We start from the raw sequence: 16691 nt of genomic DNA, 5'->3' as shown, positions 1-16691 counted from the left end.
GCTTTTATCGATGCTGATTAACGGTTAATCAGCGTCTTTATCTGTATCTGGGTTGTCCGCTTCTGCTACAGCTAAGTCGGTAACGCTTACTTTACCGTTTCCACGTACCTCTTGAGGGCTCAATTCAAAATGGTAGGTGGCGTTGGCCACTGCTTGGTAAACATCGGACTTTATTTCTTGTGTGGTTGTAGTTACTGCATTTGAAACTACATGTGTCAAAAATGTTTGAAGCACTGACTCTTCTGCATTTGCTACACCGCTTGCCATGCTTGCTGTCAGTAAAGTTGCTGCGATTAATGAAGTTTTCATGTTATCCCTCTAAATTTAGTCAGTGCAACAACACGTTGTTGTCGCGATACTTAGAGGATTGCGAGAGGTGTGCCAACTCCTTAAAAGTAGCTTAAGCTGCTGATTTATATAAACTTAAAGAAAAGCCCGCAAAAATACGGGCCTTCGTGATAACTGAACAAATATTAAACTTTGGTCAAAAGCACTAAGTTATTAGCCTTTTTGACTATTGTACTCAGCAACTTCTTTTTGGGCGCTCTCTACGGCATCTAAAGCATTTAGAAGTAAATTAGGATCTGGATTCTTACCTGTACCATTTTGGCTTAAGTATCTTCGCCAAATGCGTCCACCTGCTTGCCCTTGATAAAGGCCCAGAATGTGGCGAGCTGCATGCCATGGTTTAAAATACGGGTCCTCTTGGCGCTCAATGTACTGCTGCATTTGAAGTACTATTTCACGACGTGACAAACTCTGTGCATTAGCGTCACCAAATATGTCTTTATCAACGGTAGACATAATATAGGGGTTTGCGTAAACCTCGCGGCCAACCATAACACCGTCAACGCTCTCCAGCTGTTGCTGGGTTTCAGCGAGTGTTTTAATACCACCGTTAATGCTAATTGATAATTCAGGGCGCGCCTGTTTTAGTCTGTGAACCCTAGGGTAATTTAAAGGCGGAATTTCTCGATTTTCTTTTGGGCTTAAACCTTGTAGCCATGCTTTTCTTGCATGAACAATAAAGGTGTCACAGCCAGCGTCTGACACTATATCGATAAAACGAGCAAAGTCTTCATCTTCGTCCATGTCGTCAATACCAATACGGCATTTTACAGTTACGGGAATATCTACCACAGCTTGCATAGCCTTAACGCAGCTAGCTACCACTTCAGGTTGCGCCATCAAACAGGCACCGAAGCTGCCGTTTTTAACCCTATCACTGGGGCAGCCTACGTTTATGTTGACTTCATCGTAGCCGCGCTCTTGTGATAACTCAGCACACTTAGCCATGTCGGCGGGATCGCTGCCGCCTAGCTGAACAGCGATTGGATGTTCTTCTTGGTTATAGCCAAGGTAATCGCCTTTACCGTAAATAATCGCGCCTGTAGTGACCATTTCAGTGTAAAGCAGTGTGTGCTTAGACATTAATCGTAAAAAGTAGCGACAATGCCTGTCTGTCCAATCCAGCATTGGGGCAACAGAGAATCTTCGGTTAAAGGGGGTGATTAGCACTGCGTTACCTTTTCTTATCTGCAAAACGTGGTCAAAAATGCGCCATGAAATTAGGCGATGCGCATTCTACCTAGCTATGTGCCAAAACAAAAGCGGGCAAGATTATAAACATGACTTTGGCCTGATTTATTTATCTCGAAGCTCAGAGTTAGAAAAAATATTGTAGTAATAAGTTGCTGACCACGTCAGCATCATAAAACCAACAAGGGAGATTGAATCAATAAATATTGCCAGTTCACTGTGCGGTGTATGGGTCAAACTTCCTAAAGTCGTAAAACTACTGGCCGCAATATGAACGTAATCATCTATGGATAAACTCACATCACCTTTGAAACCATTTATACCCCATACTTCATAGGCAAAATAGGTCATCAAGGTATACCAGGCAATTTCGACAAGGTGAATGAGAAATAGGCACACTACTACCGATACACTCATCATAAAATGAGAAGAAAAGCGTTTTGAAAACTGAGTGATTGTTCTTAATCCCCAGTAGTGAAATATTATTATTTCTATGGCGCTAAAAAGCATAAAGAGAACGCATGCAAAGAGTAACATTATTCACCTACAGCTTCTTCGTATGCATCAGTTTGGACACAATGATGAGCGATTTGCTTTCCAAAATCTGCGCATGTTCCTAAACCAGGGATATTAATATACCAAGGTGTCACGAAAGCAGATCCCACATAAAGTTGAGTAGATTTGCCATTTATCAGTAACTCGTGATTGTGAGCGACCGACCACTCGTCACCGCTTGTATACGCCCCTCTTTCGTAGTTTTTTCCGCTAAAGGTTAATAAGTCCTTAAGCTTTGCTAGTTTGTCTTCACATTCGATTATACCTTTAGCGTTAATTTTGATGCCGTCTGCATTACCATCTTCCTCTAACTTTGCATCTTCAGCTTGTTCGAAAGTGAGCACTTTGCTGTCATACAATGCAATCATCCGATTTGCGCTTTCTAGTGGAATTGAAGCGAAACTCGCTGAGAGCTGCGACTTTATATCTTGATGCTGAGTAAGAAAATCCTTAAGTAACAGGGGCGATTGCTGAATGTAATCTATACCCGCAGCAATAACAGCGGGCCAATCTGACTGACGGCTTACATCAGCTAAAGAAAGCAGTTCTGCTTTGAGCTTCAAAATAGGATGGCTTTGTCGATTACGCTGGTTGAGAAAAGTAAGGCTTTCGGCGAAAGACATGTTTTTAATCTGATGATAGATTTTCGGCATACTTTGCTCAAAAAGAGGCAATAACTTGTGGCGAAAGAAACTCTCTACATTACTAACATCAATTGCACAGTCTGCATTTAATATTTTTTTGTAGTCAGTAACAGCATCACTGTTATACCAAACTTTCGGAAACACCCCCGAACGTGAACGCATTACTATTTGGAAATCGTGTTTACTTCGGTATTCAATCCCATTCGCACTGTCGTAGAACTGCCCTTTAGTTCTCGCAATAGATAAAGCGGCGTCGATTGCCGTCAATGACATCCCGTCAATGGTAAATTCGCTGGCATCTTCGTGTGTATATTGCTTTGGGGGATAAGCCCAAAGCGCGTCATCAAGTTTGTCTTTGGCACATAGATCGCCGCCCATGTTGACCACGACACGATCAAAACCTGAACACTGTTCTTTGCTCGTATCAACGGTAAAACGATGGTTCTCTAAGGCAATGGATTTGACCTCAGTGTGAAGTTTTACGGTAACGTCTAAACCTTTTTGTTTTAGGCTCTGAATCGCTCGATTAAAGCAGAAACCTAAATACTCTCCTAATACTGCTCTTGGAATAACCTTGTTTGCTGCCTCCTCAGGATAGTCCGCGCACGAAAGAAAAGTCTTTAGGGTCGTTGGAACCAGGTCTTCACCATATATTTCATGGAGCCAAGCGGAAAAAGAGACGTTAAGTTTTGGGATTTCATTCTCTTTTAAATTAGAAAGTAAATTGGGGCTAGCATTCTCATTTCTAAATGGAGTTCCTTTGCCGGGCTCGGCATGTTTTTCAAAAATAACTATAGTCTGCGGAAAAACGTTTTTCTCCAATAACTCGCAAAGAAAATAAAGCGTCGTTGGCCCTGCGCCAATTATGGCTATATTTTTTAGTACACAATCTTGGTGAAAACTATTTTCCATGACGATCATCCCTTTTCCCTTTATTGCTTTTATTTAATCTAAGGTAAATTAGATCATTCAATTTAGTATTTATAGCATCTGTAATTATTCCTCGCCCGCTGCAACATTTTCATTCCATACGTTTCTTCATATTGTCACTCCCACAGTAAAGCGGGCTTATCTGAAGGCTTTGTCCACACTTATACAGTGGGCACACCTATTGCTTCAGCTCTTTTTGTTTTAGTTCTCTTTGCTTTAGTTGTCTTCACTAAAGTTATCTGTTTCAGCTTTTTGCCGTCACGGTGTAGTTAAAGCATTGAACGTATTTACTGCCTTACATGAGAGGGATATTCACATGGTATTTTTAAGTTCATCAAAAATTAATTCTGAATTAACAAAGTCTGAAAAGTTATTGAAGAAGCTGCCTTACTGGAAAATTTCAGAACGCTTAAAATTAGAGTTAAAACTACGCCATTTAAAAGAACAGCTTCATAAGTAGGTTGATATGGAACATCAATTAAGTGCTATTTTTGTTACTTACGAAATGATCGAATCTGCCTTACAAAATATTGAAAGGCTGCTTTTATCTATGCCCACTGCAAATATTATTCTTGTAGATAACTCGCCCCAAGAATATAAAGATAAGGACATATATAAAAATACTATAGAGCGAATTACTTCGAAGGTTACTTATTTAGAAAATCGCACGAACTCAAGGTTTACCGCTTATAACCTAGCGCTTAAGACGGTATCTAGCGGAAGAGTGGTATTTAGAACTGATGACGATGTCTTTAACGAGTCAGTCACAGCAAAGGTTGCTAAGGCTTCTTGGCGCGGTTTTGCGGTTACGCCCCATAAGTTCGATGGCCAGCTTCAGGTTAAACAGGATCACCAACGCCCCATAGAAACCTGCGTATTTGACCATCACTTTCTTAAAGGTTTATTACCGTTTGAGAACGCTACCAGCGCTGACTGGAAACTTTTAAAGCGCGCATACGATAAACAATGCCCCGAAACATTTGCCGAAGTCATACTTCATAAAATTGGTCATGGCAGAGAAATGACCGCATGAAAATAGCCATAATTGCACATCCCCGCTTTCCTATTAAGTCGCCTTTTCCTGGGGGCCTAGAAGCCTTTATTGCGTCTTTAGTTCCGCAATATAGTGCTCATGCAGAAGTTACGGTCTACGCGCATCCGGGTTCTCAAATCCAGAGCCCAGCTAAACTCGTAACGTTTCCGTTCGATACCGAAGCGCACAAGCAATACCCCGAGCTAATAGAAAATGATTTTTTGCTTAAAGTTATGAACGATATACGGCTTAAAGGCTTTGACGCTGTTCATAACAATGCTATCAGCCCTATTCCAACAGTTTGGGCATGTAAATACGACATTCCCATGCTTACAACCTTGCATACACCACCTTACAGCCGCCTCAAAGCATCGGCAGAACTCTCTTCTTTGTCTCCTTTTGTTCATTACAATGCTGTTTCCTATAGCGTCGCTGAGGCGTGGCAACCCTACATCAACGATACAATAGACGTTATTTACAATGGTATTGAGTTATCCCAGTGGGAAGGTAAAAAGCAAACAAAAGATCAGCTATTCAGTTTCGGCAGAATTGTTCCTTCTAAAGGTTTCGACCTGGCGATTAAGGCAGCCAGCCTTGTGGGTATAGAGCTTAACATCGCTGGCCCTATTTACGATCAAAACTATTTCGACGACAAGATATCGCCTTTCTTGGGCAAAGCAGTGAACTACTTAGGCCACTTGAATCATATGGAGTTGCAAAGCCAGTTAAAGGAATCGCGAGCGGCAATTTTTGGCGTACGCTGGGACGAACCCTTTGGGCTTTCTACCGTAGAGGCCATGGCAACGGGTACCCCTGTAGCGGCTTTTAACCGGGGCGCGTTTCCAGAAGTCGTATCTAAAGAAGGTGGCGCCTTAGCACGGGGTAACAATGTAGAAAGCCTCGCCGAAGCTATAAGCGCTTCTTTAGATAAACATAGTCAGGATGTCATACATCGCGCTCATAGGTTTCCTTTAGACGCTATGTGTTCCGCTTACCTCGATAAACTGGCACGTGTTTCATGAAAGTTTTAATGGTAACAAGCCCCATCGTATCGTTGAGAGAGCCCTTTAAAGGTGGGACCGAATCATTTGTCGTTAGCCTTGCAAACGGTATGGCTGATGCGGGGCATCAGGTAGATGTTCTATGTAAAGATGCCGACGAAGACAATAAGTTTAATACGCTTCACCTACAAGAGTCGGCTTTTCGTATGACTGACGCCATCACTAGTGAAACTGAAGGTCAAAAGCTCTATCAGGCTGCCCAATTCGGACTTTTCAATGCGGATGATTACGACGTTATACACTTTCACAGCTATTACCACGCCATGTTTGAATTCGCTTATTTTCATCAAAGACGTAACATTGTGACGCTACACAGCCCTTTGTCCGAACGACTTGCGCTTACACATAAATTGAACAGTATGAGAAGTGACGATAGGTATGTGGCGGTATCGCAACGTTTAGCTGATGAGTGGTGTTCGACCATATCCACCCCAATTGATGTTGTACAAAATGGTATTGACCTCTCACGACTGCCTCCTGCAGCGCCAAATAAACAGAGCGACTTAGTATGGGTAGGCAGGCTGTGCAAAGAGAAGAACCCCGTAGCCGCCATTCGCGCGGCGAAGCAGCTTAATATTTCGTTGATACTTTACGGCCCGATTAGCGATGAAACGCACTTCAACAACGATATCGCACCGTTATTGGATGCCAATATAAAATACGGCGGGCATCTACCACAGCAAGTACTCTATGAAAGGATCTCTGAAGCTCGAGCCCTCTTTATTACTTCGCTTTGGAAGGAACCCTTTGGCTTAGTAACACTTGAGTCACTAGCGATGGGTACGCCAGTTATAGGAACAACCCAAGCGATTCCCAGCGAGCTTCGTGTGCCTCCTTTAACCCAAACTATAGATCTTGACGACGTAGAATCACTACTAAGTGCCTATCGGGAAGCAGTCAGTATATCGGCGAGCCAGTGCCAAAAGGCAGCCCGACAATTTGATATCTCCAATACTGTAAAGGCATACGAGCGCATTTATGAACAAGCAAAAACCTAAAATCCTTTTTTACATACACCATCATGGCAAAGGTCATTTATCACGAGCGCAGCTGCTGATCCCTATTATTGAAAAATTTGCTCACGTTACATTAATTATTGCGCAAGATAACTTTTTACCGGCAGTGAAGTGTGCGCTACCAGAAAGGAAAATTGTTACCTTGCCGTCGAAATGGTCTTCATCCGATGTGGGTAAAAAGCGTACTTTCGATACCGCGTTCGAAGGCGTTCCTTTATCTGCGCAATCTACTCTACGCACCAGCTTCTTTGTAAATCATCTGCAAAAAGAGGCTTATGATGGCTTTATTAGCGATGTTTCGGCCGAGCTTACTATTTACGCTCGCGGTGCAGGTATACCCGTTTTAATGCAGCGACACTCGGGAGATATATCTATCGACCCCACTCAAGTTTTCGCATACCAGTGTGCGAATGCTTTATATGCTCCCTACCCGCGACAGCTAGAAGCTGATGATTATGCTTTTATCGGCAAAACACGCTTTTTAGGGAGTCTAACCAATCGTAAAAATAACTCGGCGCACCATTACAACGGCATAAGTATTGTTCACAGTGACCATGAAGTTATCAATGCAATATGCGAGGCTTTACTGCCAATAGAATTGCCTATAACAGCTATTGGTAGTGAACGCTCCCAGTTACATTATTTAGACAAGATTACGTACTACGAAAAGGTGAGTGACATAACGCACTCTGCGAACACCGACATAATTTTTTGCAGCGGGGGAAACAATACCCTATGTGAGCTGCTCGCGGCCGGCAAGAAGCTTATTGTTATTCCAGAGCCACGTCCCTATGAAGAACAAACCGCTAAGGCGATAAGATTATCTGATATTAATGCAGCTGTTCACTTGCCAAAAGCTGAGTTGGCCAATGGAGAAAATATCATCAAGGCGCTAAAAGCTTCGAACGATATAAAAACTGACACTATTAACGATATGTTTGATACAAGCTCTTCATCTGCGTGGGAACAAAGCTTTGAAAATTTAATAAGGGAGCATTTTTTATGAGTTTTTCTGTGGTTACGCTAGTAAAGGGTAGAAAAAAACAACTCGAAAACATGCTTGAAAGTATTAAACAGAGCACAATAGTCCCGAGTGAAATCGTAATTGTTTGGATGGAAGAGGAAACACGCAACGCACGCGTTGAAGATGAAGACCTGAACATTAAACAGCTTTACCTAGAAAAAGGAGAACTCCCCTTAGCTAAGGCTCGAAATTTGGGGTTTGAAAATACGACTCACGAACGCGTTATATTTTTGGATGTTGACTGCATATGCAGTCCTACTCTTCTTGAAGGATTGCTTAACGGCCTGAAAGACAAAACCATTACCTCTGCATATGCAAGATACCTCCCCTACATTCCTTTGTCTGGCTTGTATACGCAAATTGAACAAGATGCTCTTTCACACCCTAAACGAACGCAACTTGACGCAAACACACCACTACCTCATAAGAAGTTTTGGTCACTTGTTTTTGCATTGCGTAAGGATGATTTCTACGTCATTGGCGGATTTGATGAGGATTTCACAGGTTATGGTGGTGAAGACACCGACTTTGCAGAGCGATTTAATAAACAGCACTTCGATTTTATTCTCATAGATGATGAAGTCTTACATCAATATCACTTTAAATATTCGCCCCCGCTCAATTATTTAAAAGCAATCGTAGAGAACGCTAACCTTTTCTATCACAAACATGGATATTTTCCGATGTATTCATGGCTACAAGAGTTTTGCAAAAGAAGTTATGTGACTTTTGATGAACGTAAGCATAATTTTAAAGTTGTGCGCTTGCCGCACCAATTAGATATCGAGTTAGCGCTGTCTACAAAACCCTACTAGTTAACGCTTTAACTTTTCATTAGATTCGAAGGTCTATCTATCAGCCTCACTTAATAGTGCTTGAAGTATCCTTGCACTATTAAATTATTAACAACCCTCTGAAAAATGTGCTTTTTTTAACTAGGTATTTACCACTATTATGCTTTTAGCGTATTTCAAAATAAGTAATTAGCGGCTATTGTATAAAGTAATAACCGTAATTATTAGCACAAATAAAAATGTGATCGCAGATTACTCGCTATTGAAAGCAAAAGTACTGCACCTTCCGGAGACATTTTATGGCGGACAAGAAGCCGAAGGATCAACAAGCGCAAGACGTTAACGCAACGCAGAGCGCTCCCCAACCAGCTGACGAACTTGCTCAACTTAGAGAAATATTGTTTGGTCAAACAAACCGTGCTTTTCGCGCAGATCTTTCTGCCCTTGAGTCTCGTGTAAATGAAAGCTTCGCTAAATTAAACACGCATCTTGATAATCAGTTCAGTGATATACGTAAACTTATCGATGATCAGATCTCAGAGCTTTCTAATCAGCTAGCCAGCGCTAATGATAACAACAGTAACGTACAAGAACAGCTTCAGCACACTACCGATAAGCTGCAAAGTGAACTGGAAATTGCTGAAACGTCAGCGAAGAACGACAACGACGCTTTAGAAGCTCATGTAGTGAAAGAATTGGAGTCACTGGACAACTTGTTTAGCAAGCGTCATCAAGAGTTGTTAGAAAAGCTTCAGCAAGTTACTAGCGAGCTTTCAGAGAGTAAAACTGACAGGAAAACACTGGCAAACTTACTTTCAACCATGGCAACCAACCTCGCTACTGATCATTAATTAATGAGTGACAAGGTGCCGTCGTCTGAATTGCCGGACAACTCTCTTGAAAAAGTCAGAGAGTTACTTATTGGACGAGATGACAAGTTCGTTCAACAGAAGCTTGATCGCGATGCAAAGGGCTTTGTGAGCAATGTTGTTTCTGAAGCGTTATTTGAACGAGAAACAAAAGATGGCTCGGTCAACAAAGTCCTTGTTCCCCTTGTCGAAAAATCACTGCACCGCTCAATTGAAGCTAACAGCGAAAAGATTGTAGGCACACTTTATCCGTTGGTCGGTACGTTAGTAAGAAAAGCCGTTTCTTCATTTCTCGTTGAGTTTGTTGAGCGAACCAATGCATTAATCGAAAATAGCTTTAGCCCCAAAAGTATCTCGTGGCGCTTTAAAGCCTGGCAGTCTGGCGTTAAATACTCTGAATATGTTGCTTCCCAAATTTACCAGTATCAAGTTCAACAGCTGCTCGTCATTCATCGAGAAACCGGCACGTTACTTCACAGTATCTCCTCAGATCCGGATAAAGAAAAAGATGCGGATCTCATTTCATCAATGCTTGTGGCTATCAATGATTTTGTTGCAGATGCATTTGGCGTCACTGCTACCGAGTCTGATAACGAGCTGGGCGAGATTAAAACAGAAGATTTTACGCTACTGATTAAAATTGGCCCTCAAGCGTTACTTGTCGCAGCGGTAACGGGAAGTATTCCTCCTGAGGTTCGCGGTAAGCTTCAGCAGGCTTTGGAAGATTTTCATCAATTTTACCAACAACCATTAGTCAATTATGAGGGAGACAATGCCCCTTTTGACGGATGCGAAACTATCCTTGCGGATTGCTTGGTCAGCGAAAGAAAAGAGGGTGAAGGCAAAAAGTCAAAACGCGTGATAGGCGCTGCCGTGCTTTTGGTAATCTTCGCCGCCTTAGCGGTACTTTCCTTTATGCGACTATCGCTGAGTATTTTGAAGAGCGAGCTGCACGAGCTTACGCCTCCCCCTGGTATCATTGTCACCGATACCTATATATCAAATGGCATTGTACATACAAAAGTACTGCGCGACCCTATTTCCACCAGAATTGATCAATGGTTCAGCGACAATGGAATTGATGCAGAAAAGGTCACGGTAATTGAAGAGCCCTTTGTCTCTTTAAAACCAAGTGTGGTAGAGCGTAAACTTGAAACGCTCGTTAACCAGTACCCACTCAACGAGCTTGAAAGCATAACTATAGAAAAAGAGGAAAACCGCAGATTCCTGATATCAGGAACCGTGTTTAATACAACCGCGATAGACCTTACTCAGCAAATAAGCGCAATCCCAGGTATATCAGCAGTTTCCGTAGACACTACTTCCCTAAACGTAAAACCGGCTTATAACGTTGATGATTCAGTGCTTCAAAAAGCAACGTTAAACCGACTCGTTAATAAAGTTTCTTCACAAAATGTACTTTTTGCTACTAACCAAAAAGCGCTTTCTGAAGTACAGTTAGCAAAATTAGAGGCACTGGCAAACGATATAAAACAATTATTAATGCTTGCAGATAAAACAAATACTGTTGTGAGTATTGTTGTGATGGGTGCCAGTGACAATTCAGGCTCAAGTGCGCGCAATCGCGCCTTGAGCCAAAAACGAGCAGAGAATGTTGTGAATTCATTAATTTCACTTGGTGTAGAAAGTGATATTCTTATACCCGTAAGCTTAGGAGAGCTGCCATTGCAGAAGGCATCAATGGGGCGTTTAGTTATGTTAAATGTTTTAATTTCCAGTGAGCAATAGTAAGGAAGCTTTGCGGTGATACAGAAAAAAGTTTGTATTCTAGGGCCCACTGGTGTTGGTAAAACAAGCCTAGTAAAGCAGTTTGTCGAAGGTATTTTTTCCGAAAAGTACAAGACAACTATTGGCGTAAAAATAGACAAAAAACAGGTCAATAGAGAAGGGCGAGGTGTTCAGCTTCTCCTTTGGGATTTAGAGGGTATCGATAGATACTGTGGCTTTAATCCCCGCTATCTTCGCGGCGCCAGTGCTTATATTATCGTAGTTGATCAAACTCGCTCTCAATCTTTGCTTGAGGGTATAGAAATCCTCGACCTTGCGCGCGAGCATTACCCCGACATTCCCGCCTTTTTCGTAGTGAATAAAACTGACCTTCCCACTAGCTGGCATTGGAGTGAGGAAGAGCTAAATAATTACGCCCAGAGATTTTCTTCACTTACTAAAACAAGTGCGAAAACCGGTGAAAATGTAGAAAACTTATTCAGTACAATTGCGTTTTGGTAGGAGAGTGCCATGGACATCCATTTATTAAATGCGCTGGGCATAACTAACTGCGCGTTGTTTAAGTGTAACTCTGAAGACGATATCACGTGTTTAACACCGGAACTTCCATGGTTATCGAATGTAGTTTCGCTTGACGAAAACAATAAGCTTCAAAAAAAGCACGTTCCATCGATCTTTTTGGATGATTTCTTTTTCGATGCTGATGAGGTTTGGAAAGGAGAAACGTCGTTTACCCTATCTTCCGGTTTTTGGACCGAACAAAACGAAAATCAGCTTTTGCGTCTTGAAGCCCTGGCTATAAATAGCGGCTCTGGCTCTCGCTATCTAGTGGTCAAGAACGTTGAAGAACAATTTGATGAAAAACAACAGACGCTCCAAGCTGCCCGTGAATTGTTGTTAAGTCACCATGAAATTGTGGGACAGCACGAATACATTAGGCATAGATTAAACAATGTGCTGCGCAAAAACACTCGTCTGCAAAAGCTCGTGCCGCCCATACAGCAAGCTATCCATAATTTAGAAACGGGTGTTGTTATTTTAGATAATGAAGGGGCGTTAATTTTAGACAACAAAGCTTCACACCGGCTTCTGTTGTGTAATAGCACTACACCAAGCTCTATACGTATCATGGAGCTAATCAAAGATATCGACGCGCCGTCTACTTTTCTACCCGCATTAGTACAACGTAAAGCACCGTGGCAAGGCGAAATATACTGGCAACCGGTAGACGATTATAAGGTTTGGCTTCAGGTCACTATCCACCCTGTATTACATGGCGAAGAGCTCACCCATTGGGTTTATTTGTTTACTGACATCACGCACATACATAATAAAGAAGAAAGTGTGCTTACTGCCAGCGGCATGGATTCATTAACCAAAGTAGCCAATCGGAATTTGTTCACCGGTACGGTAAGACGGTTAGTTCAGGAAGACACTCCTTTTAAGCTATTTATTATTGATATCTGCGATTTCAAAAAGATTAATGAGGCGCTGAGCTACCAATCTGGGGATGAAATCTTAAAATCATTTGCTTTGCGGCTACAGGCCTTTGTTGGAAATAGCGGGTTTATTGCAAGGATTGGCAGTAACGAGTTCGCACTCGTAAAACGAATAGATACGTTTAAAGATGTAAGTAGCAGCGAGTACGTCAAACAGCTTGTGAGCAAGCTAACCAAGACCTACACCGTGCTTAACGGCAGCGAGCCTAATTTAGGTATTAACATTGGTGAAGCAAGTTTTCCTCAAGATTGCTCTTCAGCAGAAACATTACTTCAATGTGCAGATGTCGCACTTCAAGCGGCTAAATATCAAGGCAGAAACATCTCGTTAGTTTACAGCGAAGAGTTGCATAGTCAGCATAATGCTATTTACGAACTTGAATCAGAACTGCGGCGAGCGATTGCAAACAATGAGCTAAAACTATTCCTACAGCCTATTGTTGACCTTTCCTCTGGAAAAATCGTCAAGTGCGAAGCGTTAACCCGATGGATAACACCAGAAGGTAAGTTTATTTCGCCGGAAGTTTTTATACCATTAGCAGAGAAAAGTGAGCTCATTTTCCCCTTTGGCGAATGGCTTATTAATGAAGCTTGTGGCGCCATTGAGGCACTAAAGGCTTCTAACCTGGATATCAGGTTAGCTATCAATATATCCGGCCGACAAGTATCAGATTTAGCGCTACTAAACCAAATTAAGAATGCCCTGGAAGACCACCAGCTTTTCGGTTCTAACCTATCGATTGAACTTACAGAGAGCGTATTCATTGAGAGCTTGGAAACAGTATCCATATTGCTAAATGAACTTAGAGCTATGGGTATTACTGTATCAATTGACGATTTTGGTACGGGCTTCAGCTCGCTAGTCTATTTAAAAAAGTTACCCATTGATGAGCTTAAAATTGACCGTTCTTTCGTAAGTGAACTAGAGAAAAACACCGACGACCAAGCTATCGTTCAGGCGATTTTGGGGCTTGCGAATAATTTAAATATCAAAATTATTGCTGAAGGTATTGAAACGCCACAGCAACAGCAGTTTCTACAGAATCACCAATGCGCATACGGCCAAGGATACTTATATCAGCGACCCGTCGCGATTGATGAATTCATCTCACTTGCAAGAAAGCTCAAATAATTTACAGCCTTTTATGCAAAATGATACAAAAAGCCGGAACTTGTTCCGGCTTTTTAGTGCACTTCTTAGCTTAAATGAACACGCTTAAATTAGGCCCATATGTCCCGCATGGAACTCTAAATGCTCTTCAATAAACGATGCAATGAAGAAATAACTATGATCGTAACCTTCGTGCATATTTAGCGTAAGCTGCGTATCTGATTGCTGCGCAGCATGTACCAGAGACTGAGGCTTTAACTGTTCGTGCAAGAACTCATCTTTTGTGCCCTGCTCTACCAACAAAGGCACACTATGGGTTTTGCTTGCTAACAGCAAAGATGCGTCGTAGTCCTTCCATGCTGCCTTGTCATCACCTAGGTATCCGCCTAGTGCTTTTTCTCCCCATGGGCAATCTGACGGATTCGAGATTGGGCTAAACGCTGATACTGAAACAAATTTGTTTGGGTTACGCATGCCGATAACAAGCGCGCCGTGCCCACCCATAGAATGTCCGCTAATTGCCCGCTCTTTAGTTACAGGAAATTCGCTTTCGATAAGCGCTGGCAGTTCATCAACAATGTAACTATACATGTTGTAGTGTTTGTCCCACGGGGCTTGAGTTGCGTCTACATAGAAGCCCGCTCCTAGACCGAAGTCATAAGCGCCTTCTTCATCATCGGGCACACCTTCACCACGAGGTGAAGTATCAGGCGCCACGATGGCCATACCCAGTTCTGCAGCAAGCTTCATTGCCCCCGCTTTCTGCATAAAGTTTTGGTCGGTACAGGTTAACCCCGATAGCCAATATAATACCGGCACCGGCTTTTCTTTAGAGGCAAATGGGGGTAGGAAAATTGCGAAAGTCATATCGCATTGTGTGGTTTCAGCTTTGTGGGTGTAGCGCAAATGCTGGCCCCCAAATGCTTTATTTTCGCCAATAAGCTCCATTTCAGCTCCTTAAATTCGTAAAATTGCACCTTTATTGTGGAATCAGTAAAGGCTCTATCGGATTTTAGATCAAGTTCGTTTACACTAAGCGCCTAATTTTTGAGGTAAGTACAATGGTAAAAGCCCTGTTGCATCATATTGTTGGCACTATTTCGGTTATCTGCTATTTCCTGAATACAGTTTTGTGGTCAACGCCTATATTCATTCTCGCGATTTTTAAATTAATCCCCATAACCCCGTGGCGACGCTTCATCTCTTATTTGCTCGATGCCTGCGCTACCGCGTGGATTGGTGTAAACAACCTTAATCAGCGCATCAGCGGTCGAACCAAATGGCAGGTAAACGGACTAGAAAAACTTACCCGAGATGATTGGTATCTCGTCGTTGCTAACCACCAATCTTGGGTCGATATCCTTGTTCTTCAACGTGTATTCAACCGAAAAATCCCTTTTTTGAAGTTTTTCCTTAAAAAAGAGCTAATTTATGTGCCAATTCTTGGATTGGCATGGTGGGCACTCGATTTCCCATTTATGCAGCGGTATTCAAAGTCTTTCTTGGCTAAAAACCCGCATCTCAAGGGAAAGGACATGGAAACTACACGCAAAGCGTGCGAGAAGTTTCGCAACAAGCCCGTTAGTATTATGAACTTTGTAGAAGGCACCCGCTTTACGCAGGGAAAACACGATAGGCAAAACTCGCCTTTTCAGCATCTTCTTAAGCCCAAAGCAGGCGGAATTGCCTTTGTGTTATCGGCCATGGGTGACCAGCTACATAAATTGATAGATGTCACAATAGACTACCCTAACGGCGTTCCTTCTTTTTGGGACTTCGTGAGTGGCAAAGTGCGCGACATCCGCGTAAATATAAAGGTTATGCCTATTAAAGACATTATGGAAAATGGCGTATTCAACGATAGTTACTTTGATGATCCGCAAGTTCGCGCCCGTTTTCAAACGTGGCTAAATGAACAATGGCACGCCAAAGATCAGCTTTTAGATTCACTTAACGCAACTCAGAAACCATTATGATCCGTGTAGTACTTGCGCCTTTTATTTTTGTTTTGCACACCACGCTGCAAATTCTGAACCTCGCTCTATGGGGCGGACTAATTATTCTACTTGGCTTGGTAAAACTGCTGTTACCAAATGGAAGAATTAGAACTGCCTGGAACAAGGTTATGCATGCCCTAATGTTTAGCTTTGGGCGTATTAGTGTGCTGTTAATCAGGCTATTTAATAAGGTTGATATTGAGTGTTCGGTTCATGGTGAGCTTTCAAAAAACAGTTGGTATCTAATTATCGCTAATCACCTGAGTTATCTAGATATTATTCTGCTTATTGAATTTGCCACACACCGCATTCCCGCGCCTAAGTTCTTTCTCAAAAAAGAGCTTATCTGGTTACCCTTTGTTGGGTTAGGCGCTTGGGCGCTCGACATGCCCTTTATGCATAGATACACCCGCGCATATTTGGAAAAAAATCCGGACAAGAAAGGCAAGGACTTAGAAACCACTAAAGCGTATTGTGAAAAGTTTAGAACGGTTCCTACTACCGTCATCAACTTTGTGGAAGGAACGCGCTTCACAACCCAAAAGCATTTATCTAAGCAAAGCCCTTACGAAAACCTACTGCCACCAAAAGCGGGCGGGGTTTCTTTCACGCTTTCAGCTATGGGTGAGCTATTTACTAACGTGTTAGATATCTCGCTACTTTACCCTGAAAATAAACGTCACCCCATGATGGCAATGCTAAGCGGTCAGATGACAAAAATCGTTATCGACGTAAACGTTACCCCAGTGCCAGAGCTACAACAAGAATCAGAACGCACTGAGTCTGAGTTTCGTCTTTATTTCCAAAACTGGTTAAATGCTCTGTGGGAAAATAAAGACAACCGTATAAAGAAACTGTTGGAGTCGTAAA

The 16691-nt window shown here is 42.3% G+C and carries 16 protein-coding genes; 11 read left to right on the top strand and 5 right to left on the bottom strand.

The annotated features are described in order from the left end of the window. Window positions 1-24: 24 nt before the first annotated feature. The 4 genes from IW644_RS15685 to IW644_RS15670 all read right to left on the bottom strand — a co-directional run bounded on the left by IW644_RS15685 (window position 25) and on the right by IW644_RS15670 (window position 3650). Window positions 25-309, bottom strand: a complete 285-nt coding sequence (locus IW644_RS15685) for a hypothetical protein (RefSeq protein WP_269918383.1) — start codon at window positions 307-309, stop codon at window positions 25-27. A 192-nt stretch (window positions 310-501) separates the two neighbouring features. After that, window positions 502-1518 carry a tRNA dihydrouridine(20/20a) synthase DusA gene (gene dusA, locus IW644_RS15680; protein ID WP_269918382.1) on the bottom strand — a complete coding sequence of 339 codons (1017 nt, stop codon included), beginning with the start codon at window positions 1516-1518 and terminating at the stop codon, window positions 502-504. Window positions 1519-1644: 126 nt separating this feature from the next. Beyond that, the gene (locus IW644_RS15675; protein ID WP_269918381.1) at window positions 1645-2049 is read right to left on the bottom strand and encodes a hypothetical protein; all 405 of its coding nucleotides are present in this window, start codon (window positions 2047-2049) and stop codon (window positions 1645-1647) included. Between the two features lie 26 nt (window positions 2050-2075). Next, complete coding sequence (locus IW644_RS15670) at window positions 2076-3650, bottom strand: FAD/NAD(P)-binding protein (RefSeq protein ID WP_269918380.1); 1575 nt, start codon at window positions 3648-3650, stop codon at window positions 2076-2078. Window positions 3651-4134: 484 nt separating this feature from the next. Between IW644_RS15670 and IW644_RS15665 the strand changes: the two genes are divergently transcribed. From IW644_RS15665 to IW644_RS15625, 9 genes are all read left to right on the top strand, one after another. After that, window positions 4135-4701 (top strand): hypothetical protein, encoded by a 567-nt coding sequence (locus tag IW644_RS15665; RefSeq protein WP_269918379.1) that lies wholly within the window; start codon window positions 4135-4137, stop codon window positions 4699-4701. Beyond that, window positions 4698-5723, top strand: a complete 1026-nt coding sequence (locus IW644_RS15660; RefSeq protein ID WP_269918378.1) for a glycosyltransferase — start codon at window positions 4698-4700, stop codon at window positions 5721-5723. Before IW644_RS15665 ends, IW644_RS15660 begins: the two co-directional genes overlap by 4 nt. Beyond that, window positions 5720-6760, top strand: coding sequence for a glycosyltransferase (locus IW644_RS15655; protein ID WP_269918377.1), 1041 nt, complete (start codon window positions 5720-5722; stop codon window positions 6758-6760). Before IW644_RS15660 ends, IW644_RS15655 begins: the two co-directional genes overlap by 4 nt. Then, complete coding sequence (locus tag IW644_RS15650) at window positions 6741-7784, top strand: glycosyltransferase (RefSeq protein ID WP_269918376.1); 1044 nt, start codon at window positions 6741-6743, stop codon at window positions 7782-7784. The genes IW644_RS15655 and IW644_RS15650 overlap by 20 nt, the downstream gene beginning before the upstream one ends. Next, on the top strand, window positions 7781-8617 hold the full coding sequence (locus IW644_RS15645; RefSeq protein ID WP_269918375.1) for a glycosyltransferase family 2 protein: 837 nt from the start codon (window positions 7781-7783) through the stop codon (window positions 8615-8617). The genes IW644_RS15650 and IW644_RS15645 overlap by 4 nt, the downstream gene beginning before the upstream one ends. A 278-nt stretch (window positions 8618-8895) precedes the next feature. Then, window positions 8896-9447: a hypothetical protein gene (locus tag IW644_RS15640; protein ID WP_269918374.1), complete on the top strand. Its 552-nt coding sequence runs from the start codon at window positions 8896-8898 to the stop codon at window positions 9445-9447. A gap of 3 nt (window positions 9448-9450) precedes the next feature. Then, on the top strand, window positions 9451-11214 hold the full coding sequence (locus IW644_RS15635; RefSeq protein ID WP_269918373.1) for an OmpA family protein: 1764 nt from the start codon (window positions 9451-9453) through the stop codon (window positions 11212-11214). Between the two features lie 15 nt (window positions 11215-11229). Next, window positions 11230-11715: a Rab family GTPase gene (locus IW644_RS15630; protein ID WP_269918372.1), complete on the top strand. Its 486-nt coding sequence runs from the start codon at window positions 11230-11232 to the stop codon at window positions 11713-11715. Window positions 11716-11724: 9 nt separating this feature from the next. Beyond that, entirely contained in the window at window positions 11725-13845 is a 2121-nt protein-coding gene (locus IW644_RS15625) for a putative bifunctional diguanylate cyclase/phosphodiesterase (RefSeq protein ID WP_269918371.1), read from the top strand. Between the two features lie 84 nt (window positions 13846-13929). Here IW644_RS15625 and fghA read toward each other — a convergent pair whose 3' ends face one another. Continuing rightward, on the bottom strand, window positions 13930-14772 hold the full coding sequence (gene fghA, locus IW644_RS15620; protein WP_269918370.1) for an S-formylglutathione hydrolase: 843 nt from the start codon (window positions 14770-14772) through the stop codon (window positions 13930-13932). Between the two features lie 113 nt (window positions 14773-14885). On the opposite strand from fghA, the gene IW644_RS15615 reads away from it, so the two are divergent. Both IW644_RS15615 and IW644_RS15610 read left to right on the top strand, forming a co-directional pair. Then, complete coding sequence (locus tag IW644_RS15615) at window positions 14886-15800, top strand: acyltransferase (protein ID WP_179984594.1); 915 nt, start codon at window positions 14886-14888, stop codon at window positions 15798-15800. Beyond that, entirely contained in the window at window positions 15797-16690 is an 894-nt protein-coding gene (locus IW644_RS15610) for an acyltransferase (protein ID WP_269918369.1), read from the top strand. The genes IW644_RS15615 and IW644_RS15610 overlap by 4 nt, the downstream gene beginning before the upstream one ends. Window position 16691: the final 1 nt, after the last annotated feature.

The organism is Alteromonas sp. PRIM-21 (assembly GCF_027563165.1).
Classification (GTDB): domain Bacteria; phylum Pseudomonadota; class Gammaproteobacteria; order Enterobacterales; family Alteromonadaceae; genus Alteromonas; species Alteromonas macleodii_A.
This window is presented reverse-complemented; position numbering and strand designations above follow the sequence as displayed.